The sequence below is a fragment of the Pyxidicoccus sp. M6 genome (genome assembly GCF_055568925.1).
On record NZ_CM145714.1, the window covers coordinates 12,523,775 to 12,547,503 of the forward strand.

Below are 23,729 nucleotides of genomic sequence, written 5' to 3' on the forward strand. Positions count from 1 at the left end.
GTGCGGCAAGCTGCTGCTTCGCGGGCTTCATCACGGGAACATCGGGGCGTCGAAGCGCGACGTGGCGAGCGGCGTCTGGAGCGCGTCCACCTTCGACACGCGCAGGCCGGCGTCCGTAATCGCGTAGACGTAGTCATCCGCCATGACGCTGCGACGCACCATGGGAGACCAGTACCACGTCCAGCCGCGCTGGTTGAACGTCTGGTACACGTCCTTCATCGACAGCGCGCCCACCGGGGTGATGCCGGTGGTGGTGTCCACGCGGAACACGCGCAGCTCGCTGCGGAAGCTGCTCCAGTAGTCGTAGCTGTCGTAGCGCCAGTCGGTGAAGGGAATCGCCAGCAGGCCCTTGGCCGGGAAGTAGTTGAAGGCCTTGTGCTCGTAGAGGGCCTCGCTGTAGCTGCTCGCCGTGCCCACCATCTGCGTGAAGGCCTCCTTCGGGTGCTCCAGGTCCCTCACGTCGAACAGCGTCAGCTTGAGCATGCGGCCGTTCCAGCCGCCCGTCTCGTCCCGGTGCTCGCCCAGCGCGAGCAGGTGCGTGTCGCCAATCGGGTGGATGTACGTGGAGAAGCCCAGCACCTTGAGCTCGCCCACCTTGCGCGGGTGCGCCGCGTCGCTCAGGTCGAAGGTGAAGAGCGGGTCCGTCTGCCGGAAGGTGACGACGTAGCCCTTGTTGCCCACGAAGCGCGCGCTGAAGATGCGCTCACCCTGCGCCAGGTCCTCGGTGCGGCCCAGCTCCTCCAGCTTGCCTTCCTGCTCGCGGAAGGTGGTGACGCGGTTGGCGGTGTCGAAGCGCCACCACCCCGAGTTCGTCGTGTCCATGACGCGCTTGCTCACCGTGGTGGCCACGCGCAGCACGCCCTCGTGCTCGTCCATGGAGAACTGGTTGGCGACACTGCCTTCCACCGTGCCGCTGCCCACGTAGGTGGCCTTGCCCGGCTCGCGGATGTCGAACTTGTGCAGGTACGTGGAGTCCGTCTGGCCGACTTCAGGCCACCACCACCAGTGGGACGCGGCCATGTAGAGCGCGTCCTTCGACGCGTACACCTCGCCCGGCATCGTCACCACGCTGGTGCGGCCCGGCGCCGTGTCGGTCGCGCCCGCGCCCAGGTTCAGGGACAGCACCGTCACGAAGCCCAGGCCCGTGGGCGCGTTGGCGTGGAAGAAGTCCGTGCACCGGTACGCCAGCGGCGTCACCTGGCCCTGCGCGTCCACGCGCCGGCCCGGCGCCAGCCACTGCTCCAGCGTCTGGGCGCGGATGAGCTTCTCGTTCTTGGCGATGAGCGCGTCCACCACCTTCTTCAGCTTCTCCCTGTCCGAGTACACGTCCTCCGAGTACTCGGGGTAGAAGCGCACGTCCTCCGGCCAGCGGAACTGGTCCGAGAGCACCAGCCGCACCATGCCCTCCACGCGCCGCGCGTTGACGTAGCCGCCGGGCACGTACACCTGCTCCACCACCTTGGGCGCGGCGAGGTCCGCCACGTCCACCACCGTCACCTTCAGGGTGTCGCCGTACATGTAGCCGCACCCGAGGCCCGCGCAGTCCACGGCCACGGCGGGCTCGGCCACGCCGCCTCCGGAGCTGCCGCCCGTCAGGTTGGGCTTGCCGGGCCGCTCCTCGTACACCTGCGAGGTGATGACCAGCCGGTTGCGCTCCGCGTCCAGGAGCATCTCCCGAGGCCAGCCCTCCACCTCCAGCGCGGCCGTCCGTACCAGCTGCTCCGCCGGCCACGAGCGGTGGATGTACAGCTTGGGGCCGGACAGCACGAAGATGCGCGTGCCGTCGTTCTGCACGAAGTCCGCCTCGTGCACGCCCTCCACCTGGTTGTTGGTGCCCGTGGAGTTGCCCGGCCCGGAGCTGCCATTGCCACCGCCCGCCGCGTCCTCCTGGGGAGCACCCGACGGCGGAGCGCCATTCACATCATCCACGCCGCGGGGCCCCCACCCGCCAAAGCCACCGCCGACGGGGTTCGTGAGGGACTCCAGCGACACGCGCATCTGCGTCGTCGCGCTGTCCTCGATGTATTGCTCCAGCTCCGCGCAGCCTTCGAAGGACTCCAGCTTCGCCGCCGTCTGCACCGGCGTGTTCTTCACCTGCGAAGCGTTGTCCGTGCCATCGCTGCAGCCCGCCGCCACCAACGCCAGCCCCACCCATCCATAGCGTTTCCACTGCCGCATCAAATCCTCCGCGTCGTCATCGGCCCCACCGGCGGCGGCGTGGACCCTCGCGTCCACCCCCCCCAGCAGCCGGCGCAGCCACTGCCACCGGCATGCCAGGGCACACGGAGAGCAAACAGCCGGGATTTCCAGGGGTTTGCGGGAGAGGGGGCCTCTCAGAAACCTGAGACGCGCGGGGAACCCGAGAGCGAAAAACCGAGGGTGCGCGGCACGAAGCGGACGAACTGCTGGGTGAGCGACGCGTCCATGCGCTCCAGTCGCAGGCCCATGCCGGCGGGAGCGCGGAAGGCCCCCGGGGGATGCGGCGGGTTGGACCAGGCCACCGTCGCCTCGGCGGTGCAGGGCGTGCGCTGACCCGCGAGCAATACTTTCAAAGACAGACGTGCGCCCTCGCGCGCGGGGGTGAGGGTGCGCACGAAGAGGCCTTCCGGGCTGGCGTCGTGGCTGAAGCCGGAGAGGACGGGCCCGCCCGCGGTGGAGAACTCCACCACGGTGAAGAAGGGCACGCGCTCCGCGGCGCGCAGCGGGACGAGCCCCGGCACCAGCCGCGCCAGCACCTTGCCCAGCAACTCATCCGCGCCCAGGTGGCGCTTCTCCAACAGCGGCGCGCCCGCCAGCGCCTGCGCGCGAGAGAGCACCTCCGGAGACTCCTCGGCGCGAGACAGCAGCACCAGCGGCTTGCGCGCGTGCGTGTCGCGCAGCTTCGCGGCCAGCCCCAGCGCCTCGCGCGGCGCGCGGGACACGTCCACCACGAAGCCGTCCAGTTGCGCGCCGTGCAGCGCGGCCAGGCGCGCGGCGTCCTCCGCGTCGCGCGCGTAGAGGACGTGCAGCCCCTCCTGCTCCAGCGCGCCACCGAGGAAGGTGTGCAGGAAGCGCCCGCCCTCCACCAGCAGCACGCGGCGCCCGCGCGGCGCACCCTGGGCCCGCTCGCGCGCACCGCGCACCGCGGCCAGCTTCGCCTCCAGCGCCTCCAGCGCCACGGGCTTGGGGAGGAAGTCATCCGCGCCCGCGCGCCAGCAGTGCATCACCTCGTGCGGCTCGCCCGCGGAGGTGAACATGATGACGGGCACGTTGCGGCCCGCGGGGTGCGCCTTCACGAGCCGGCACACCTCGTCACCCTGCATGCGCTCCATGCGCAGGTCCAGGAGGATGAGGGACGGCGCGCGACGCGACAACTCGGCGAGGCAGGCCTCTCCGCCCTCCATGGCCACGGCCTCGCAGCCCAGCCGCGCCAGGTGCAGGCGCACCACCTCCCGGGCGGTGCGGGAGTCGTCCACCACGAACACGGTGTCGCGCGCGGCGGTAGTGGGGACGGTCATGGGCTCACGGATAGAGAGGAAAGAAGGGGACAACCACGGGCCCTACGGGCCGGCGTTCGGGTGTTGACGCTCAGGCGCGGTTCTCCTGCCGTCCGGACAGCAGTTTCGTGAGCTGCCGGGCAATGGATGCGCACTGCGCGGCATCCCCGCTCTGCAATGCGGTGCGTCCGCCTTCCAACAACTGTTGCACGGTGCCCACGGCGGCCTGGGCCTCGGGGCTGGGGTTCTCCTGCGCGCTCTTCTGGAGCATCCGCGCGAGCTTGTCGCCGCGCTCCAGCAGCTTGCGGAACAGGTCCTCCGCGCGCTTCGCGTCCACCACGCCCTGCGTCTGTGCGTAGTGCGCCTGCTCCGCGCCCAGCTTCTCCGCCTCGCCCTGCGGCATGCCCGGCCGCGCCTCCAGGCGCACCAGCTCCATGTTGCCGCTCGTCAGGTCCGTGGCCTTCACCGCGAGGATGCCCTCGCTGGACAGCTCGAACACCACCTCCAGTGGCGTGTCGCCGCGCGCGGCGACCTGCAGGTTCTTGAGCACCACCTCGCCCAGCTTGTGGTTCTCGTCCTGGAACTCGCTCTCCCCCTGGTACACGGGGATGCGCGCCTCGCTCTGGCCGGCCGTGCCGGGGAAGAAGATGTCGCGCGCCACCACCGGCACGCCGGTGTTCTTCGCGATGAGCCGCTTCACGCGCCCGCCCAGCACGCCCACGCCGAGGCTCTGGCTGGCCACGTCCAACAGCAGCGCCTGCCCGGACTGGCGCAGCAACTCATCCGCCTGCACCGCCGCGCCCAGCGCGACGGCCTCGTCCGGGTGCACGTCCGTGGACGGCGCGCGGCCGAAGAAGTCCGCCACCAGCCGGCGGATGAGCGGCACGCGCGTCATGCCGCCCACCAGCAGCACCACGTCCACCGAGCGCGGGTCCATCTTCGCCTCGTGCATGACGCCCTGGCACACCTCCAGGCAGCGGCGCGACAGCGGCTCGGACAGCGTCTCGAAGAAGGAGCGCGTCAGCACCGTCTCCAGCTCCGTGAAGCGCCGGCCGGCGGTGGCGTGGTCGCCCAGGCCGGACACGGAGATGGTGGCCTCGTCCGCCTCGGTGAGGGTGCGCTTGGCGGCCTCGGCGGCCACCTTCAGGCGGCGCAGGCTCTGCGCGTCCTGCGACACCATGTGGCGCATGTCGTCCTCCACCTGCGCCAGGAGCCACTGGACGATGCGCTGGTCGAAGTCCTCGCCGCCCAGCCGCGGGTCGCCACCGGTGGCGCGCACCTCGAAGACGCCGGACTTCACCTCCAGAATCGACACGTCGAACGTGCCGCCGCCGAGGTCGAAGACGAGCGCGTTGCCCTCGAAGCCGCGCGACAGGCCATACGCCAGCGCCGCCGCGGTGGGCTCGTTCACCAGCCGCACCACGTCCAGCCCGGCGATGGTGGCCGCCTCGCGCGTAGCCTGGCGCTGGTTGTCGTCGAAGTTGGCGGGCACCGTAATCACGCACTTGGTGACGGGGCGTCCGAAGTGCGCCTGCGCGTCCAGGGCCAGCTCGCCCAGAATCATCGCGGACACCTGCGTGACGGGCATGACCCGCCCGCCCAGCTTCACGCGCACGTCGCCCGACGGGCCCGCCACGAGTGGGTAGGGCACGAGCGCCTTCGCCTGCTGCACGAGCTCCGGCGTGTATCGTCGCCCGAGGAAGCGCTTGGTGGCCCAGACCACCGCGTCGGGTTGTTCCTCACCGAGCGCCTGCGCGGCCTGACCCACCACGCGTTCGCCGGACTTCGTCACGCCGACGACGGAGGGCGTGAGCCGACCCCCGGCGCGTGACGGGATGAGGCGCGCGCGCCCGTCTTCGACGGTGGCCACGGCGCTGTTGGTGGTACCCAGGTCGATGCCGATGACGGGGTCGTGCATGGGGGGCGTTCAGGACACCACGCTACGGTCCTTCCGGCCACCTCGCCAAGTCCCCTACTTCCCATACCCCCCGTGTACCGGACGCCCACCCGCCCTCCAGAGCGTCCGACCTGTTGCGCCATGAGCGGCTCCGGGGCCGGGCGCACGCCCGTTGCCCGGGGGCGGGCACCATGCTAAGGGCGCCCCCGTCATGGTGAACGTGTCCATCGCCCGCCGCTACGCCCGTGCGCTCCTCGATGTCGCCTCGGAGGCCGGCAGCGTCGACGCCGTCGCCGAGCAGCTCACCGCCTTCGCCTCCGCCTTCGCGAAGAGCCCCGAGCTGACGGATGTGCTCCTCAACCCCGCCTACACCCGCACCCAGCGCAGCCAGGTCGTGGAGGGCGTGATGAAGGCGCTCCCCGGCGGCGCGGACCCGCTGCTGGCCAGCACGCTGCGCCTGCTGGTGGACCGCAACCGCCTCGGCTACCTCCCGGACATCGCCCGCCTCTTCGGCGACATGGCGGATGCCCGCGCCGGCCGCGTCCGGGGCCGCGTCACCACCGCCGCTCCGCTCAGCGCCGACGCCCTGGCCGGCATCCAGAAGCAGCTCCAGCAGCTCACCCAGCGCAACGTCATCCTCGAGACGCGCGTGGACCCCTCCCTGCTGGGCGGCGTCTCCGCCCAGGTGGGCAGCATCCTGTACGACGGCAGCCTCCGCACCCAGCTGGAGGAGATGCGCCGCGAGCTGAAGCAGCACTGACGTTGCGGCTGGCCGTCGGTCAGCCAACTGTCCAGGTCGGCTTCTCGTCCCGTAGTCCAGGGTAAACCGGTATTTCCAGCGGGCCCCGGGAAGGGATATACTGCGTCATGACGCAGGACAAGCCCGCGTTATCCGGACGACCTGAACATGCCGCAGCCCCTGCTCCACTGGCTCCCTGATGGCGCGTCCACGTCGGCCGCGCCCGAGGAGTCGAGGCCCTTCCTTGGCGCGTTGCTCAACGCGTCGGGTTGTGGCGTGGCCCTCCTGGACAGGGAGCTCCGGCCGCTCTGGGTGAACGCGGCGCTCGCGTCGCTGTCGGCCCTGGAGCCGCGCGCGCACGTGGGCCGGCCCCTGGCCGAGCTCTGGCCGCAGGTGGCGCCCGCGCTGTCCCCGCTGCTGGCGCGCGCGCTGTCCGGCGAGGACGTGGCGGAGGCGCCGGTGTCTGGCGTGCTGGCGCCGTCCGCGGGAGAGCGGCACCTGCGTGTGGGCACGTCGCCCGCGCTGCACGGCGGGGTGCTGCAAGGCGTGGTGCTGTGGGTGCGCGACGAGACGGAGCGCGTGCGCGAGGAGCAGCGTCTGCGAGAGCGCGAGGCAAACATGCGCAACCTCGCGGACGTGGCGTGTGACGGGCACTTCGTCCACGCCAGCGGCACCATCCTCGACGCCAACCGCGCGGCGGCGCACCTCTTGGGGCTGGACTCTCCCTCGGCGCTGGTGGGCCGCAACCTGGTCGAGTGGGTGGCGCCGGAGTTCCGCCAGACGGTGCTCACCGCGATGAGCCGCGGCGTGGAAACCCCTTATGAGGTGGTGTGCGTGCGCCACGACGGCCAGCGCCTCCCCATCGAGGTGCTGGCGCGCGACGTGACGTGGGAGGGCCGGCGGGCGCGGCTGGTAGCCGTCTGGGACATGAGCAGCCGCAAGGCCTCGGAGGAGCGCGTGGCGCGCACGGAGCACTTCCGGGACCAGCTGCTGGGCGTCATCGGCACGGACCTGCGCACGCCGCTCCAGTCCATCCAGCTCAGCACCGGCGCGCTGCAGCGGCTGGGCGGGCTGGAGGAGTCACAGCGCCGGCTGGTGGGCCACATGGCCCAGGCGGCCCGGCGCATGGAGCGGATGATCCACGAGCTGCTCGACTTCACGCGCGAGCGCCTGGCCGGCGGCCTGGTGGTGCGGCCGGAGCCCGGCGTGCTCGACATGGTGGTGGAGCGGGTGGTGGAGGAGCGCAGGACGGCGCACCCCGGGCGCGCGATTCAGGTCGAGTCCGAGGGAGATTTGCGCGGGCGGTGGGACGCGCCCCGGCTGGCGCAGCTCGCGGACAACCTGCTGGGGAGTGTCCTCCAGCACGGCCCCGAGGACGCGCCGGTGCTGCTGCGGCTGTCCGGCACGGTGGGCGGCGTCACCCTCACCGTCCAGAACGACGGGCTGGTGGTGCCCGCCGAGGAGCACGCCGCCCTCTTCGAGCCCTTCCGCCGGGGCCGCGCCACCAGCCCGGATGGACTGGGGCTGGGGCTCTACATCGCCCGGCAGATCGCCCTCGCCCACGGCGGCCGACTCACCGTGGAGTCCCGCGCCGGCGGCGGGGTGCGCTTCATCGTCTGGCTCCCCCGCGAGGGCGGCGGCTGCTGAGCCCCGGGCCCCCGCGGGCCCGCCTGCTTCCTCACCTTCCAGCCAGAGAACCTGAACCGGGCTTCAGATGTCCGGCGGAAGGTGGGAACCCTTCGTGGGGCTCCGTCCGTCGGAGCTCCAAGGGGAAGAATCCGGCAGTCCGGCCTGTCCCTCTCTTACCGGGCCCATCATTCCGCTCACGCACGAGGTATGCCGTCCGCATTGCAGCGGGGGGGTGTGCGTGGTAAGGGGCCCCCACTTCCAGCTTTCAGCGGCCGTCCCCCACGTAGGCCGCCCAGTGCAAGGACGCGATACGCCCATGGAAATCCGCGCCGACGAGATCAGCAGAATCATCCGGGAGCAGATCAAGGATTACGGCAAGAAGGTCACCGTCGCGGAGACTGGGACCGTGCTGTCCGTCGGTGACGGTATCGCCCGCATCTACGGCCTCGAGGGCGCCCTCGCCGGCGAGCTGGTGGAGTTCGCCAACGGCGTGCAGGGCCTGGTGCTCAACCTCGAGGAGGACAACGTCGGCGTCGCCATCATGGGTGACTTCCAGCACATCCGCGAGGGCGACACCGTCAAGCGCACCCAGCAGATTGCGTCCGTGCCGGTGGGCAAGGGGCTGCTCGGCCGCGTGGTGGACCCGCTCGGCAAGCCGCTGGACGGCAAGGGCCCCATCACCGGCACCGAGACGCGCCGCCTCGAGGTGAAGGCGCCCGGCATCGTGAAGCGCAAGAGCGTGCACGAGCCCCTGCAGACGGGCATCAAGGCGCTGGACGCGCTGGTGCCGGTGGGCCGCGGTCAGCGCGAGCTCATCATCGGTGACCGCCAGACGGGCAAGACGGCTGTCGCGGTGGACACCATCATCAACCAGAAGGGCCTGGGCGTTTACTGCATCTACGTCGCCATCGGCCAGAAGCAGTCCACGGTGGCCCAGGTGGTGGAGAAGCTGAACCGCTTCGGCGCCATGGAGTACACCACGGTGGTGGCGGCCAACGCCTCCGACTCCGCCCCGATGCAGTTCTTCGCGCCGTACGCCGGCGTGGCCATCGGTGAGTACTTCCGCGACAACAAGATGCACGCCCTCATCGTGTACGACGACCTGTCCAAGCAGGCCGTGGCGTACCGCCAGCTCTCGCTGCTCCTGCGCCGCCCGCCGGGCCGCGAGGCGTACCCGGGCGACGTGTTCTACGTGCACAGCCGCCTGCTGGAGCGCGCCGCCAAGCTGTCCGACGAGGAGGGCGCCGGCTCGCTGACCGCGCTCCCCATCATCGAGACGCAGGCCGGTGACGTGTCCGCGTACATCCCGACCAACGTCATCTCGATTACGGACGGGCAGATCTTCCTCGAGACGGACCTGTTCTTCTCCGGCGTCCGCCCGGCCATCAACGTCGGTCTCTCCGTGTCCCGCGTGGGTTCCGCCGCGCAAATCAAGGCCATGAAGCAGGTGGCCGGCACGATGAAGCTGGACCTCGCGCAGTACCGCGAGCTGGCCGCCTTCGCGCAGTTCGGCTCCGACCTCGACAAGGCCACGCAGGAGACGCTGGCCCGCGGCGCCCGCATGGTGGAGGTGCTGAAGCAGGGCCAGTACGAGCCGCTGCCCGTCGAGCACCAGGTCATCCAGCTCTATGCCGCCACCAACCGCGACGACGCCAAGAAGCGCGGCTGGATTCGCGACATCCCGGTGTCCGACGTGGTGCGCTACATGAAGGAGCTGCTGGAGTTCACCACCGCGAAGCACCCGAACATCGCGAAGGACATCATCGGCAAGCGCGAAATCAGCAACGACACCAAGGCCGCGCTGAACAAGGCCATCGCCGAGTTCAACGAGGTGTTCCAGCCCACGCCGGGCGCCAAGGTCTGACGGCGCCGCCGTGCTGAAGGTGGGGCCCTCCTCGGAAGGCCCCGCCAACTCGAAGCCCCGCTCCCATCACCGGGACGCGGGGCTTCTTGCGTCTGGGGCTTCGAGCCTTCGCGCGCCTACTCCCAGCCGGGCTCGGGTAGAGGTACGACACCCGTCGTACTCCGGGCCGGGGAAATACGACGGGCGTCGTAAACAACGCCCCATCCGGAAGGGGATATCGGCGCCGCTGTCAGCGCAGGCGGGGCAGCAGGGCGCGCAGGCTGCGGTCCACGCCGCCGCGGATGCCGAGCGCCTGCACCGCCTTCAGCTCGTAGGGCAGCACGTTGTCTCGGGCCACGAGCTGCACGTGCGCGCCCAGCGCGGCCGGCAGCGCGAGGTCCAGCTCGTAGATGTCGCCGGCCACCAGCGTCTCCTCGGGCCGCGTGCCCGTGGAGTCCCAGACGCGCTTCAGTGCCTGGAAGTAGCGGCCCCGGCGCAGGTAGATGGGCCGGCGCAGCACCCCGTCCATCGTCTGCGTCTCCGGCACCGCGGCGAAGCGCGCGTCGGGCGCGTCCGGCGGGTCCAGCAGGAACTTGCGCGCATCGCCGGACACCTTCAGCCGCTCACGTCCCTTCGGCGCGAGCTGGTCCAGCTTCTTCTCCACCAAATCCGTGTGCGCGTTCGTCACCACCGTCACCGGCAGACCCGTGGCGAGCAGCGCCTCCAGCACCTCCTTCGCCTCCGGCTTGAAGGCCGTAGCGGAGAACGCGTACGCCTCGCGGTAGAGCGTCTGCACCGCGTCCGAGCGCACCGCCTCGTCCCCGCCCTTCCCGAAGCGCTGCAGCAACCGGTGCGCCGCGCACGTGGCCATCAGGTACGGGTCCGCCGTGGCCGGCGCCACCACCTTCCCGCCCAGCTCCCAGCCCAGCGAGTCCGCCCCCACCTTCAGCGCCGAGACTTCCTCCTCCCAGGCGACTTCCAACTCCTGTCCCAGCAGCCGCGCCAGCCCCTCGCGGAAGTGACGCAGGAACGGCGCGCTCTCCGTCGCCACGTCGGTAAAGGTTCCATCGAAGTCCAGCACCACGCACGAAATCGCCATCAGCCCACCGGCTCCCGGAGTCGTTGTGAAAGGGCCCCCGATGACGCCCCGCCGCCGTCCCGGAATCAAGCCCACCCCACCAGACAACACCCGACGATTCCCAGACAGCCGAGTAAATCCAGCCGCCGACGTTGCGAGCGGGCCCGGGTTGTCAGCGGGAGGTGGCAGCCGCAAGGTAGGTGGGTTCCGGGCCACACCGCCCCCTGCGCATGTCCGAGTCTCCGCTCTCCCCCACCGAGGCCGTGCCCTCCCCCGAGAGGGAGCGGCTGCGGGCCGTGCTGCGGCTGCTGCCGGTGGGCGTCTTCATCGCGGACGCGCACGGGCGCCTGCTGGAGACGAACGCGGCCGCGGAGGCCATCTGGGGCAGCCCGCCCCTGGTGGAAGGCATCTCCGGCTACCGCGAGTACACCGCCTGGGAGCCCGACACCGGCCGGCGGCTGGAGGCGCACGAGTGGGGCCTGGCTCGAGCCCTGCTCCACGGCGAGACGGTGCTCAACCAGGAGGTGGACATCGTCGCCTTCGACGGGACGCGGCGCACCATCCTCAACTCGGCCACGCCACTGTACGGCGCGGACGGCGTCCTGCTGGGCGGGGTGGCCGTCAACGTGGACATCACCGAGCGCAAGGTGGCCGAGCGCGCGGAGGCCTTCCTCTCGGGCGCCAGCCGCCTGCTGGCGGAGTCGCTGGAGTGGGAGACGACGCTGACGGCCGTGGCACGCCTGGCCACGCACGAGTGGGCGGACTACTGCCTGCTGGACGTGCTGGGTGGGGACGGCACCCTGCACCGGCTCGCCCTCTTCGCGCGGGACGCCGAGCGCCAGTCCCTGCTGAACCGGGCGATGCCCTACCCGGCGCGGCTGGACACGGACACGGTGATGGCGCGGGCCATCGCCGAGGGGCGCTCCATGCTGGTGCAGGACATCACCCAGGAGTGGCTGGTGCGCCACGCGCGCAACGCGGAGCACCTGAGGATGATGCAGGAGCTGGCGCCGCGCTCCATGCTCGCGCTGCCGCTGGTGCGGGGCGAGCAGCGCTTCGGCCTCATCACCCTCATCTCCACCTCGCAGGCGCGCCGCTACACGCCGAGGGACCTCGCGTACGCGGAGGAGTTCGCCCGCCGCGCTGCGCTCGCGGTGGACAGCGCGCGGCTGTACCGCGAGGCACGGGAGGCGCTGCACGCGAGGGATGCGTCGCTCGCGGTGGTGGAGTCCTTCCTCGCCGCCTCGCCGGTGGGCATGGCCTTCCTGGACCGGGAGCTGCGCTACGTGCACATCAACCCCGTGCTCTCCGGGCTCAACGGCATGCCTCGGGAGGCGCACCCGGGCCATACGCCGCGCGAGGTGATGGGCCCGCTCGCGGAGACGTGGGAGGCGCCGCTGAGGCAGGTGCTGCGCACGGGCGAGCCGCTGGTGGACCACCAGATGGCGGACCCACGTCCCGGCGAGCCGCGCCACTTCGTGGCCTCCTACTTCCCGGTGCGCGTGAACGGCGAGACGCTGGGCGTGGGCGCCACGGTGCGCGAGGTGACGGAGCAGAAGCGCGAGGAGGAGCGGCTGCGCTTCCTCGCGGACGCCACCGCGCGGCTGTCCACCTCGCTCGACTGGCGCACCACGCTGCGCACCGTGGCGGAGATACTGGTGGAACAGCTGGCGGACTACTGCACGGTGGACATCGTCACCCAGGACGGCGTGGGGCTGGAGCGCGTGGAGGCGCGGGCCCGCGACGCCCGCACCCAGCAGAGGTTGGGAGAGGCGCTGCGCTACGCGCCTCCACCCGGCGTGCGCACGGCCGTCCGCCGCGTCCTGGAGACGGGGCAGCCGGAGCTGGCGTCGGAGCTGGACGCGGCGACGCTGGGCGCGCTCGCCGTGTCGCCCGAGCACCTGCGGCTGATGGAGTCGCTGGCCCCGCGCTCGATGATGTTCGTCCCGCTGGTGGCGCGCGGACGCACGCTCGGCGTGGTGAGCGTGGTGTCGCAGAGCCCGTCCCGGCGCTATGGCGCGCGCGACCTGGCCTTCCTGGAGGACCTGTCGGCACGCGCGGCGCTGGCGGTGGACAACGCGTGGCTGTACCGCGAGCTGGAGGGCGCGGTGACGGCGCGCGACGAGTTCGTGGCCATCGCCACGCATGAGCTGCGCACGCCGATGTCCGCGTTGCAGTTGCAACTGACTTCACTTCAGCGCGCGGCGGAGCGCGACACGCCGATTTCACCGGAGCGGCTGAAGCAGGGGCTGGCCAGCGCGAAGCGGCAGGTGGAGCGGCTGAGCCACCTGGTGACGCACCTGTTCGACGTGACTCGCATCAGCACCGGGCACCTGGTGTTGGAGCGCGAGGAGTTGGACCTGTCCGCGCTGGTGCACCGGCTGGTGGCGCGCATGGAGGACGCGCTGGCCGCGGCGGGCTGCGCGCCCGTCGTGCACACGGACGCGCCGGTGCGGACCCGGGTGGACAAGCTCCGGCTGGAGCAGGTGCTGATGAACCTCCTCTCCAACGCGATGAAGTACGCGCCCGGCCAGCCGGTGGAGCTGTCCGTGGAGGACTCCGACAGCATGGCCATCATCGCCGTGCGCGACTGGGGCCCGGGCATCCCCCGCGAGGCCCAGACGCGCATCTTCGAGCGCTTCGAGCGCGCCACCGGCGAGCACGCGCGAGCGAGCCTGGGACTGGGGCTCTACATCTCCCGCCAGATTGCCCGCGCCCACGGAGGTGACTTGACGGTGGAGGACCCGCGCGAAGGCCCCGGTGCCCGCTTCGTGCTCCGGCTGCCGCGAGAGTGAGGTAGGACGCGGGGCGCGGACGCCGCCTTGAGGCCTACCCCGGTGGGCCCGCTAGCCTTCCGGGCATGGAAGCGACGCAGCAGAGCGAGTCGGCGCGGCGACGCCGGGTGTGGCTGCCCTGGGGCCTGCTGGTGGGCGCGGTGGTGCTCGCCGCGTCGGGGGCCTGGGCGGGCTCGCGCTCCGTCTCCGCGCTGGTGGAGCGCAACGTCCAGCTCGAGCGCGAGGCCGCCGAGTCCGAGGCCAGGGTGGCGGAGCTGCAGGCCCTGCGCGAGGCCCAGTCGCGCCGCCTGCGCACGCTGGAGCAGGAGCACCAGGCCACGCAGGCCGCCCTCGCCTCCACCACCGCCACGTGCGCCGCGCCCGAGAGCGCTCCTCCCCGCCCCGAGCCGCGCCGCACCGGAAAGGCCACCGCCCGAGGCAAGAAGGTCGCCCGCCGCTGAAGGCTTCCGCCGCTCGCCGTTGTCCTCGCGTCCACACCGCCTGGGGACGCTGTGGACGGGGAAGCAACACCCGCGCGCTGCCTCCGAACGCAACCCCGCGAAAGCACGGGTGCGGGGAGGGCGGCCCGCCGCGTGCTAACCGCAGCCGCAAGCGTCGTCGTCTTCCTCCCCGTCGAGGTCCATTCCGCATGTCGCCCACCGTCCTCCGTGCTCCCTCGCGGCCCCTGCTGGCCGCGCTCGCGTGCCTGTCCGCGCTGCTGCTCCCGGCGTCCCAGGCCGAGGCCGAGCCGGGCATCCGCATCCTGAACTCGCTGTCCACGTCCGACCTGGCCCTCAACGCCCTCACCACCAACAAGAAGGCGCTGGACGCCCTCACGACGGGGCCGCTCAACACCGAGGTCTTCGAGAAGGACGACCGCCTCAAGTACCAGCTCGAGCACCCGCCCGCGCTGCACGTCATGAAGTACCTGGTGGAGTGCGCCCTGGCGGAAGGCCAGGAGGTGAAGTGGACCAACCGCTCGGGCGTCACCACTTACTTCAAGGGCGAGGTGGGCCTGTGCAAGGAGTGGGAGAAGGACAAGCCGAGCCCCGAGTGCCTGGGCTACGTGACGGCGTGCCTCCTGGCGCGCAACAACGCCTTCGGCGTCACGGTGCCGCTGTCCATGCGCGGCGAGGACCCGCGCGACGAGAAGCGCTTCAACCCCTCCGGTAACTCCGAGGAGTGGAGCCCCATGTTCCTGCCCTGCCCCTCGGGAGACAAGGGGCTTGCGCCCGAGTGCGGCTGGCTGGGCGAGAGCGTGGGCACCTGCACCCCGGGCGCCGCGGTGACGGTGGCCGCGGGCGCGCCGCTGGACCAGGTCGCGTGCACGGGCAAGCTGGGGGACATCAACGGCGACCGCGTGCTGCGCGTGTGCAAGGACCCGGCGGGCTGCACGCGCGCCGACGCCTGGGCGGAGACGGACGGAAACAAGTGCGGCGCCGCCCCGAGCGTCACCTTCAAGTGCCCGGACTCGGGCCAGTACAGCGTCATGTCCGCGCCGTATGACCGCACCGCCCTGCCCGGCTCGTGGGTGTGGCCGCAGGCGCGCTCCACCTCGGCGGGCGCATACCCCGCGGGCCCCTTCGGCGCCTTCACCTTCCGAGAGGGTGCCTTCTACGGGAACATGTTCGACCCCGCCGCGCTCGCGGTGGAGGTGCTGGTGGACAAGGACAAAGACTTCGTGCCCGTCCTCACCAAGCCGGGCTTCCAGGGCTACCCCTACCAGAACGTGCACGCCTGCCACTCGCGGGACTGGGTGTCCGGCGACAGCCACCTCATCTCGCGCGTCTGCGCCAACGCCAGCGTCGGCGGCAGCACCGCCTACGCCTGCGTGGCGCGCACCGCCGGCCCCTGCGAGCCGGACAGCACCAGCGGCCGCCCGCCCCGCTGCGGCGTGAATGACGGCACCTGGGTGTACGGAGACGGCGACTTCGAGGCCTGCCTCGACGAGGCCGACAACAAGCACCCGGAGCCCATCACCGTCTACCTGCGCAACCCCTGCGACCTGCTCCCACTCAGCGCCAGGCAGGTGTGCACCAACGGCAAGTGCCGCCCCAAGTCGCCCAGCGAGTGCCTCCAGAAGTACGGCTCCTCGACGAAGCAGTAGCCCCCAGGCGGGGCGGGAGCGGCGGTGTTCCCCCGGCCTCCGGGGGTGCAGAATTGCCGTGAAATGAATAAGACAGCCGAGCAGCCGTCCACGGTTCCCGAAGGCGCTTTCGCCGCTCCCCTGCCGAGGAGAAGAACCGTGTCCCCACTCCGGGCTGTGCTGTGTGCCGCTCTCGCACTCGGGCTCGTGCTCGGGCCGGGTCCCGCCGAGGCCCGCTTCGGCAAGCGCTCCAACTCGAGCGAGTCGAAGAAGGACGACGACAAGGCGCACGACGCCAGCGCTGTCGGAGACGACTCGGATGACGACAAGGACGATGACCGTCCGCGCCGCCGCCGCCGCCACACGAACAACTTCTCGGACGTGGACGCGACGATAGGCTTCTTCGCCTTCGTCTTCTCCGGCGGCAACCACCGGCTGATGATTGACGACCGGCGGGGGGCGGATGCGGAGTGGCGCGGCGAGCGTCACGCGGCGCCGCTGTCCTTCCGCCTGGGCCTGCAGGGCGGCCCCATCACCGAGGGCGCCGCGGCGGACATCTTCCTCGGCATCGAGGGCCGCCGCTTCGGCGTGGACGCGCGGCTGACCGGCATGGGGCTGGACGCGGACGACGGCTCGGACGAGATGGACTCCATCTCCCTCGTCGAGGCGCACCTCACCTGGGCCATCGTCTCCCTGCCCCGGGCGCGCGTGCGCGTGGAGGCCGGCGTGAGCACGGCCCACGCGCCGGACGCCACCTTCGTGGGCGCCAGCATGGGCATGTCCCTGGAGGCGTGCGTGGCGGGCCCGCTGGACTTCGAGGCGCGCGTGCAGGCGACGCCCTTCCCCTACCGGCAGGTGGACGCGAGCGCCGCGCTCGCGCTGCACCTGGGCGCGCTGGTGCTGCGCGGCGGCTACCGCGGCATGGTGCTGGACGACGCGGGGCTGGTGGACGACGTGCGGCACGTGGACACGTTCCACGGCCCGTACTTCGGCCTCGGCCTCACCTACTAGCCACGGCCCGGCCGCGGCCTAACCGCTCGACGAATTCGCGGTCTCCCGCCTCGGGCAGTACCGCGCCACCGCGTCCAGGAGCATGCCCAGCTTGACGGGCTTGCGCAGCAGCGCCACCACGCCCGCGGGCGGCGGCCCGAGCTCTCCCGTCATCCCCAGCACCTGCGTGCCGGTGAAGCGCGCGTCCGTCCTCAGCCGCTCGATGAAGGCGTGGCCGTCACCCCGGGGAATCTCCAGGTCCAGCAGCACGAGGCACGGCACGTCCAGGGACGCCAGCACGCGCAGGCCCTCGTGGCCGTTGATGGCCATGGCCACCTCGTAGCCTTCGTCGTGGAGGGCTTCCGCCATGGTGCCCCGGACGTCCGGATCGTCTTCGACGAGGAGGACCATGGGCCGCGCCAGTGCGTGAGTCACGCGTGCCACCCTAGCGTCTCCTCTCGCGCAAGACACGCGCGGCATGTGATGCCGCCCTCCCTCCGGCGGCCCAGTGTCGAACCATGAGCATCTGCATGGGGAGGACAGGCAGATATTACAGGCCCCTGGCCACAGACGGCGCCCGACCGGGGGCGGGCTTGTTGTCGCGCGGCGGTGGGTGGGGCGGGGCTTCTCGCGGGAGCCCTGTCCAACGCCACACAGGAGATGTTGCCCAACGCCACACCCCGCCCGGGGGCCCATGGCCGTTCCTCCCGCGAAGGCGCTTCAATCCCCCTTCCCCCACGGGCTTCAGAAATCCCGAGCAGAAGAGGAGTGCACCGTGCCATCTCCCAAGGCCGTGCTGTGCAGCGCGCTCGCCGCAGGTGTCCTGTGGAGCGCTCCCGCCGAGGCCCGCTTCGGCAAGCACTCCTCCTCTTCCTCCCAGTCCGGCGGGTCCAGGGACCGCGGCGGCTCGCGGCCCTCGCGTCCCCCACGCGATGAGCAGCCGCGCAGGCACGAGGCCACGCCCGTCAGCGGCCCGTCCTCGTCGAACGACAACGACGACGCGCCCCGGAGGAGGAGGGCGGCGGTCCGCCGCCCGCTCCCGGAGGTCATCGTCTCCGGCGCCATCATCGCCTCGCCCCGAGTCCGGGCCCTGGCCCCCGTCACCCGGGTGCGCGAGCGCTACGAGCCCGTGCCCCTGATGGTGCGGCTGGGCGTGGACGGCGGGCTGCTCGGCGACGGCAGGGCCATGGGGCTCTTCATGGCCGTGGAAGGGCGGCGCCTCGGAATGGACACGCGCCTCACCGGCATGGCGCTGCCGGCGGATGACGGCTCGGATGACGTGGACCGCATCAACCTGCTGAGCGCGCACGTCACCGCGGCGCTGTGGGCAGGCAAGCGCGGCCGCGTGCGCGTGGAGGCCGGCGTGGCCAGCGCCCATGCACCGGACATCATCTTCGTGGGGCCCAGCTTCGGTACCTCGATGGAGGTGTGCATCGGCCGCTCGCCGGTGGACCTGGAGGCGCGCCTGCACGCGGTGCCCTTCCCGCACCGGCAGGTGGACGTGCAGGCCGGCCTGGCCACGCACCTGGGCGCCTTCAACATGCGCGGCGGCTGGCGGGGGCTGTACCTCAACGATGCCGGCCACGTGGACGGTGTCGTGCACGCCGAGAGCCTGGGCGGCCCGTACCTCGGGCTCGGACTGTCGTTCTGAGGCAGAGTCGGAAGCGCGCGCGCCCCGGCCCTCCGCCCCATGCGGCGCAACAGGGCGGGGCCCGCCACCTTCACACAGTCTGGACACTTCCGGGCCGGAGCGCCCGGACTGGGGGAGCTCCGGCCCTTGCAGCCCTACTCCTCGGACGCGGCGGCCATGGGCGCGGAGCCGCCGCCCAGTTCGCCCAGCTCGCCCACGGTGGTGGACGGAGTGCCACCGCGCTTGCCGCGACGCTTCGGCGGAGGCGCCAGGCGAGGCGCCATTCCGAAGAGCCGCTCGTACGTCTCCGGCGTGTTGATGTTCACCACCACGCCCGGGTCCTTCACCGGCACGCGCCGCGTCTTCAGCCCCGACAGCGCGGGCTCCAGCTGCGCGCCCTCGGCGGAGCGCAGCCGCTCGGCCGCGGCCCGGTTGAGTACCAGCGGCCAGCCGGGCGCCCCCTCGAACTCAGGGCGGAGCACTTCATCCGTCTCGCCGATGAGCTTGAGCAGGGACTTGAGGGTGGATGCACGCAGCGCGGGCATGTCCACCGGGTGCAGCAGCACCACGTCCGCCCCCGACTCCAGGGCCGCTTCGAGCCCCGTCCTCATCGAGGCCAACAGGCCCTCCTGCCACTTCTCCGCTTCCACCAACTCCAGGCCCGGGTGCTGCTCGCGCACGGCCTCCGAGTCCTTGCCCAAGACTCCGATGACAGAGGAGCCCGCCTTTCCGAATGTAGATGCCAGTGATTGGAGGAAGCTCTTTCCTCCCTCGTGTTCGATGAGCGCCTTGGGATGGGCCATCCGCCGGGCCTCACCCGCAGCGAGGATGATCGCCACTGCCTTCATGCCACGCCTCCTCCGCCCCCCATGAAATGAACGCCAGCAGGCCCGGGGGCCACCCGTTGAAGGCTGTGGACTTCTTCCGGGATTGCAGCCCGCCCCCAGGTCCGAGCCGTCAGCCAGCCGCCAGTCACTCAAGAAGGGTGTTGGCTGCAAGCGGCTGCCGGGCGTTAGAACGTTCGCAAGCCACCATGAGCGCCCTTCCCGACTTCATTGCGCGCCTGCTCCCCTTCCGCTCCCACTTCGCTCCGGTCCGCTTCGGCCCCGGGCTCGTGAAGATGCACTTCCTGGACCACGGCGAGGGCCGGCCGGTGCTGCTGCTGCACGGCAACCCGACGTGGAGCTTCCTGTGGCGCAAGGTGATGGCCGGACTGGAGGGCAGGGGCCTGCGCATGGTGGCGCCGGACCTCATCGGCCTGGGGCTGAGCGACAAGCCGCGCGCACTCGACGTGCACACGCTGCGCAACCACGGGCAGGCGGTGTTGGAGCTGGTGGAGCGGTTGGATTTGCGCGACGTGGTGCTGGGCGTGCAGGACTGGGGCGGGCCGGTTGGCGCGTGGGTGGCGGCGCGCTCGGGTGGGCGGGTGACGGGGCTGGTGGTGCTGAACACGTCGATGCTGAAGCCGCGCACGTACCGGACCACGTGGTTCCACCGCTTCTCGCACGTGCCGCTGGTGAGCGACGCGGCGTTCCGGCTGCTCAACTTCCCGGTGCCGATACTGGGGCGCTCGCAGGGCGACGCGCGCTCCATCTCCGGTGACGTGGCGAGGGCGTATGCGTGGCCGCTGCGGCACGTGATGGACCGGTCCGCGCCGCTGGCGATGGCGCGAATGGTGCCCAACCGCGAGGACCATCCCACGTTGGCGGAGCTGGCGGACGGCGAGGCGTGGCTCCGGAGCTTCCGCGGGCCCACGGAGCTGGTGTGGGGACTGAAGGACCCGATTCTCGGCCGCGCGCTGAAGCGGCACCGCGAGGCCCTGCCGCATGCGCGCGTGACGGAGACGCAGGCGGGGCACTTCCTCCAGGAGGAGGTGCCGGACGAAATCGCCGCGGCACTGCGGCGCGTGGCGGGCGTGGCGTCCGCGGCGGCGTGAGCCTCGCGCGCGGCTCAGTGCAGCCACAACCGCGCGGGCGCGGACTCCCGCGCCTCGTGCGGAACGCCCGTCGTTTCTTCCATGCCCGCGAGGGCCTTGGCGGTCAGAATTTCAGCCAGCCGGGCCAGCGGGGCGAACGCGGACAGGCGCTGCAGCTCGCCCTCCGTCACCTCTCCCAACAGCTCTCCGTCCTGCCCGTCCACCACCGGGAGCACGTGCACCCCATGGCGGTGCATCACCTGGAGTGCGGCGAGGACGGTGTCCTCGGGGAAGAGCGTCACCGCACGTGAAACGAGGGACTGGAACTGGAAACCGCGGCACGTCGTCACGGATGCCTCCGGATACCGAGGCGCCTCGCGCCTCGTGGATCACCCCGTAGCAAGGGCCTTGCCGCGCCAAATCCTCACTTTCAAAGAGGAACACACAACCTGCGACAAGGTGCGCGCGATAATCCCGTTACACTCGCCTCCCCCCGGCTGATCGCGGAGCCCGCCCGTCCATGAGCGTCAAGAACACCCCCTCCCCTTCTCCGCTCGTTCCCCGCCGCACGCCCGAGGCTCCTGCCCCCCAGGCCCCTCGCAAGGCCGAGCAGCCCAACCTCATCGCCCGCCTCGGCCAGGGCCTCCAGAATGTCGCCCGCAAGGCAGACGCGCTCGTCGACGGCTTCGAGGCGCGCCTTCCGGACCTCGGCCGCCTCGGCCTGCCGAAGCCGGGCGGTGCCACCGGCAAGCCGTGGGAGGGCATCACCCTCACCGGCAAGCCGCTCCAGATTCCCTTCGACAAGCTGCTCCAGGTCGACCTCGGTGACTTGCGCAAGGTCCTGGAGCGCGTCATCCCGCAGAAGATTGACGACAAGCAGGGCAAGCATCTCATCGCCCAGACGCAGGGATTCCGCGACAGCCTCAACAAGGTGCGCTCGCTGGGGCTCGAGCTGGACATGCTGCCGCCCTCGCACCCGCGCCACGCGGAGGTGAAGGCCCAGCTCGCCAAGGCCGAGGCCGAGCTGAAGCAGTCCTCCGGCTACACCCGCGCCACCGCGCCGCGCCCGGGCTCGCTGTGGTTGGACCCGCAGTTCCTCGCCAAGGAGCTCCCCAACGGCCAGGTGAATGCCAGCAAGTTCCCCACCGGCACGCCGGTGACGAAGCCGCCCAAGCCGCTCGACTTCCTCTTCGGCGGCGACGCGACGAAGGCCGCGCAGTACACCGCCTCCGTGGCGAAGAACCGCGAGGCCGCCGGCATGCCCGTGCAGGGCGGCGAGCCCATCGGCGTGCACCTCTCGCTCCAGGGTGGCGGCGGCAAGGGCAAGCGCTACGCCGCGATGATTGGACAGATGCAGGAGCTGGGCGTGGTGCCGGTGAGCCTCACGGGCACGTCCGCCGGCTCCATCGCCGCGGCCTTCGCCGCCACCGGCGCCACGCCGAAGCAACTGGAGGACGTGGCGAAGGACCCGCGCCTGAGCAAGCTCTACGACTTCGACTTCGACCTGAAGGACGGAGGCCTCCTGGACGGGCAGGCCGCGTATGACCTCTTCGACGCGAAGCTGCGCGAGCTCACCGGCATCAAGGACCGGCCCGTCACCTTCGCGGACCTGAAGGTGCCGCTGCAGCTCGTGGCCGCCAAGGCGTACGACAGCGCGGTGGGCAAGGACGGCTTCAAGAGCGCCAAGGACCGCGTCTTCGTCTTCAGCCAGGAGACGACGCCGGACACGCCGGTGGCGCTCGCCATGCGCGCCTCCATGGCCATCCCCGGCGTCTTCGAGCCCGTGCAGGTGGTGGACCCCACCACCGGCCGCAACATGCACCTCGTGGATGGCGGCACGCTGGACAACCTGCCCATGGGCTACGCGAAGAACGACTTGCCGCAGATTGGCGCGTCGCTCCACTCGCGCGGCGACTCGCACCCCGTCAACGGCCAGGCCACCGCGAAGCCGCTGCCCTCGGGCCAGCTCGACACGGACGACGTGTTGTGGAACGCCTTCAACGGCATCTCCATGCTGAAGGAGAACGCCACCAACGCGCAGGACTGGAAGGACCGCACGCAGCCGGGTGCCAACCAGTTCATGCTCAGCGTGCCCACGTGGGACCTCACCAACCCCAAGCAGGGCAACAGCATGCTCGGCTTCGGCTACGACGCGAAGGTGGACCCCGCGCTCGACGCGCAGACGCGCCAGGTGACGCAGAACTTCCTGCGCGAGTTCATGGACGACCTCGGCCGGCCCGGCGCGCGCGGCACCAACCTCACCACGCAGGTGCCCGCCAACTTGAAGTTCGACGTGCCGGTGAGCGTGAAGGGCGAGTCCTTCCGCGTCACGTACAACGGCGGCGAGTCCGTGACGGCGACGGGGACCGACGGCAAGCCTCACGAGGTGAAGCTCGGGAAGCAGAAGATTGAGGCCATGTGGCTGGACAACCAGGCCTTCGGTGACTTGAGCGCGCAGCTCTCCGAAGCGCTGGGCAATCCACGCAGCGTGCGCCCCTCGTGGCTCCCGTTCTGACACCGCTGCAAGGTTGAACCTCCAGATACCTGCACGCACCCGGGGCGCCTTGAGGTGCACCCGGGCGTGGTCGCTACGGTGACTCGCGAGTCTCTTCCATCGTGGAAGCGGTGACGCTCTCCCGGGCGTCACCGTCGAGACAACGGCGCCCCCGCGCCGACGTGAGCCAGCGGCGCCCCACGGCGCCAACGTGAGACAGCGGCGCCTCACGGCGCCAACGTGAGACAGCGGCGCCTCACGGCGCCTCATCGGAGGTCCCCACATGACGGAAGTCCCGCACGAGCACGGCCGGCAGCAGGAGCGAAAAAGCAGCCCGGTGCCCTGGCTGGTGACGGCGCTGGTGGTGCTGCTCGCGGGCGGCGTGATGTTCCTCGCGCACAAGAGCTCGCAGCAGGCACAGGCCCTGGCCGAGCAGTCACGCGCCGCCGCCGAGGAGGCCGCCAACCGCGCCCGCGACGCGGAAGGAGCGCGCCTGAAGCTCGAGGAGAAGCTGGCCTCGGTGGAGTCCGAGCGCACGAAGCTCGCCACCGAGAAGGAGCAGCTCAGCAGCGAGAAGGAGCAGCTCAGCCAGACGGTGCAGGAGCAGGAGGCGGAGCTGGCCAAGCTCAAGGCCACCTACGACGACCTGCAGGACAAGATGAAGGCGGAGATCGCCAACGGCGCCATCAAGCTGTCGCAGGCGGAGGGCCGCATCCAGGTGGACCTGGTGGACAAGGTGCTCTTCGACTCCGGCGACGCGAGCATCAGCACGCGCGGGCAGGAGGTGCTGACGCGCCTGGGCGGCGTGCTCGCCAAGGTGGAGGACAAGCTCATCCAGGTGTCGGGCCACACGGATGACTCGCCGCCGTCGCAGAAGCTGCAGGGCACCTTCCCCACCAACTGGGAGCTCTCGGTGGCGCGCGCCGTCAACGTGGTGCGCTTCCTCCAGGAGAAGGGCGGCGTGCCCGCGCGCCGGCTGGTGGCCGCGGGCTACGGCGAGATGAAGCCGGTGTCCTCCAACGCGACTCCTCAGGGCCGCGCGCGCAACCGGCGCATCGAGGTGCTGCTCATGCCGCAGCTGCCCAGCCAGCGCAACCCGGCCGCGGTGAAGCGCGCGCTCGCGGACTCCACCACGCCCAAGAGCGCGGTGAAGCCCGCGAAGGGAACGAAGTAGACGC

At 71.2% G+C, this 23,729-nt stretch carries 18 protein-coding genes; 11 read left to right on the plus strand and 7 right to left on the minus strand.

Translation table 11 applies throughout. The annotated features are described in order from the left end of the window. Positions 1–30: 30 nt before the first annotated feature. The 3 genes from ACVTJA_RS49415 to ACVTJA_RS49425 form a co-directional block, all read right to left on the minus strand. The gene (locus tag ACVTJA_RS49415) at positions 31–2,178 is read right to left on the minus strand and encodes a beta-propeller domain-containing protein (protein WP_465831496.1); all 2,148 of its coding nucleotides are present in this window, start codon (positions 2,176–2,178) and stop codon (positions 31–33) included. A gap of 155 nt (positions 2,179–2,333) precedes the next feature. Beyond that, positions 2,334–3,497 (minus strand): TIGR02266 family protein, encoded by a 1,164-nt coding sequence (locus ACVTJA_RS49420; RefSeq protein WP_465831498.1) that lies wholly within the window; start codon positions 3,495–3,497, stop codon positions 2,334–2,336. A gap of 70 nt (positions 3,498–3,567) precedes the next feature. Beyond that, positions 3,568–5,394: an Hsp70 family protein gene (locus ACVTJA_RS49425; protein ID WP_465831500.1), complete on the minus strand. Its 1,827-nt coding sequence runs from the start codon at positions 5,392–5,394 to the stop codon at positions 3,568–3,570. A gap of 190 nt (positions 5,395–5,584) precedes the next feature. On the opposite strand from ACVTJA_RS49425, the gene atpH reads away from it, so the two are divergent. The 3 genes from atpH (at position 5,585) to atpA (ending at position 9,605) form a co-directional block, all read left to right on the plus strand. Continuing rightward, positions 5,585–6,133 carry an ATP synthase F1 subunit delta gene (gene atpH, locus ACVTJA_RS49430; protein WP_465831501.1) on the plus strand — a complete coding sequence of 183 codons (549 nt, stop codon included), beginning with the start codon at positions 5,585–5,587 and terminating at the stop codon, positions 6,131–6,133. A 147-nt stretch (positions 6,134–6,280) separates the two neighbouring features. Continuing rightward, positions 6,281–7,759 carry a sensor histidine kinase gene (locus tag ACVTJA_RS49435; RefSeq protein ID WP_465831503.1) on the plus strand — a complete coding sequence of 493 codons (1,479 nt, stop codon included), beginning with the start codon at positions 6,281–6,283 and terminating at the stop codon, positions 7,757–7,759. A 298-nt stretch (positions 7,760–8,057) separates the two neighbouring features. Next, complete coding sequence (gene atpA / locus ACVTJA_RS49440; RefSeq protein WP_465831504.1) at positions 8,058–9,605, plus strand: F0F1 ATP synthase subunit alpha; 1,548 nt, start codon at positions 8,058–8,060, stop codon at positions 9,603–9,605. Positions 9,606–9,834: 229 nt separating this feature from the next. Here the strand turns inward: atpA and ACVTJA_RS49445 are convergent, their stop codons facing one another. After that, the gene (locus ACVTJA_RS49445; protein ID WP_465831506.1) at positions 9,835–10,683 is read right to left on the minus strand and encodes an HAD family hydrolase; all 849 of its coding nucleotides are present in this window, start codon (positions 10,681–10,683) and stop codon (positions 9,835–9,837) included. 209 nt (positions 10,684–10,892) lie between these two features. Here ACVTJA_RS49445 and ACVTJA_RS49450 point away from each other — a divergent pair, with 209 nt between their 5' ends. From ACVTJA_RS49450 to ACVTJA_RS49465, 4 genes are all read left to right on the plus strand, one after another. Further along, on the plus strand, positions 10,893–13,457 hold the full coding sequence (locus ACVTJA_RS49450) for a sensor histidine kinase (protein ID WP_465831508.1): 2,565 nt from the start codon (positions 10,893–10,895) through the stop codon (positions 13,455–13,457). Between the two features lie 65 nt (positions 13,458–13,522). Next, complete coding sequence (locus tag ACVTJA_RS49455; RefSeq protein WP_465831510.1) at positions 13,523–13,897, plus strand: hypothetical protein; 375 nt, start codon at positions 13,523–13,525, stop codon at positions 13,895–13,897. A 188-nt stretch (positions 13,898–14,085) separates the two neighbouring features. After that, on the plus strand, positions 14,086–15,543 hold the full coding sequence (locus tag ACVTJA_RS49460) for a hypothetical protein (protein ID WP_465831512.1): 1,458 nt from the start codon (positions 14,086–14,088) through the stop codon (positions 15,541–15,543). A gap of 138 nt (positions 15,544–15,681) precedes the next feature. Continuing rightward, positions 15,682–16,533 (plus strand): hypothetical protein, encoded by an 852-nt coding sequence (locus ACVTJA_RS49465; protein WP_465831514.1) that lies wholly within the window; start codon positions 15,682–15,684, stop codon positions 16,531–16,533. 18 nt (positions 16,534–16,551) lie between these two features. On the opposite strand, the gene ACVTJA_RS49470 is transcribed toward ACVTJA_RS49465, so the two are convergent. Continuing rightward, positions 16,552–16,956 carry a response regulator gene (locus tag ACVTJA_RS49470; RefSeq protein WP_465831515.1) on the minus strand — a complete coding sequence of 135 codons (405 nt, stop codon included), beginning with the start codon at positions 16,954–16,956 and terminating at the stop codon, positions 16,552–16,554. Positions 16,957–17,287: 331 nt separating this feature from the next. On the opposite strand from ACVTJA_RS49470, the gene ACVTJA_RS49475 reads away from it, so the two are divergent. Continuing rightward, positions 17,288–18,163 carry a hypothetical protein gene (locus ACVTJA_RS49475; RefSeq protein ID WP_465831517.1) on the plus strand — a complete coding sequence of 292 codons (876 nt, stop codon included), beginning with the start codon at positions 17,288–17,290 and terminating at the stop codon, positions 18,161–18,163. Positions 18,164–18,297: 134 nt separating this feature from the next. Here the strand turns inward: ACVTJA_RS49475 and ACVTJA_RS49480 are convergent, their stop codons facing one another. Next, a complete protein-coding gene (locus ACVTJA_RS49480) occupies positions 18,298–18,990 on the minus strand; it encodes a nucleotidyltransferase family protein (RefSeq protein ID WP_465831519.1) in 693 nt (230 codons plus the stop codon). Positions 18,991–19,175: 185 nt separating this feature from the next. Between ACVTJA_RS49480 and ACVTJA_RS49485 the strand changes: the two genes are divergently transcribed. Further along, complete coding sequence (locus tag ACVTJA_RS49485; RefSeq protein ID WP_465831520.1) at positions 19,176–20,078, plus strand: alpha/beta fold hydrolase; 903 nt, start codon at positions 19,176–19,178, stop codon at positions 20,076–20,078. A gap of 14 nt (positions 20,079–20,092) precedes the next feature. Here ACVTJA_RS49485 and ACVTJA_RS49490 read toward each other — a convergent pair whose 3' ends face one another. After that, on the minus strand, positions 20,093–20,407 hold the full coding sequence (locus ACVTJA_RS49490; RefSeq protein ID WP_465831522.1) for a CBS domain-containing protein: 315 nt from the start codon (positions 20,405–20,407) through the stop codon (positions 20,093–20,095). Positions 20,408–20,577: 170 nt separating this feature from the next. On the opposite strand from ACVTJA_RS49490, the gene ACVTJA_RS49495 reads away from it, so the two are divergent. Further along, on the plus strand, positions 20,578–22,572 hold the full coding sequence (locus tag ACVTJA_RS49495; protein WP_465831524.1) for a patatin-like phospholipase family protein: 1,995 nt from the start codon (positions 20,578–20,580) through the stop codon (positions 22,570–22,572). Between the two features lie 262 nt (positions 22,573–22,834). Then, positions 22,835–23,725 (plus strand): OmpA/MotB family protein, encoded by an 891-nt coding sequence (locus ACVTJA_RS49500; protein ID WP_465831526.1) that lies wholly within the window; start codon positions 22,835–22,837, stop codon positions 23,723–23,725. Positions 23,726–23,729: the final 4 nt, after the last annotated feature.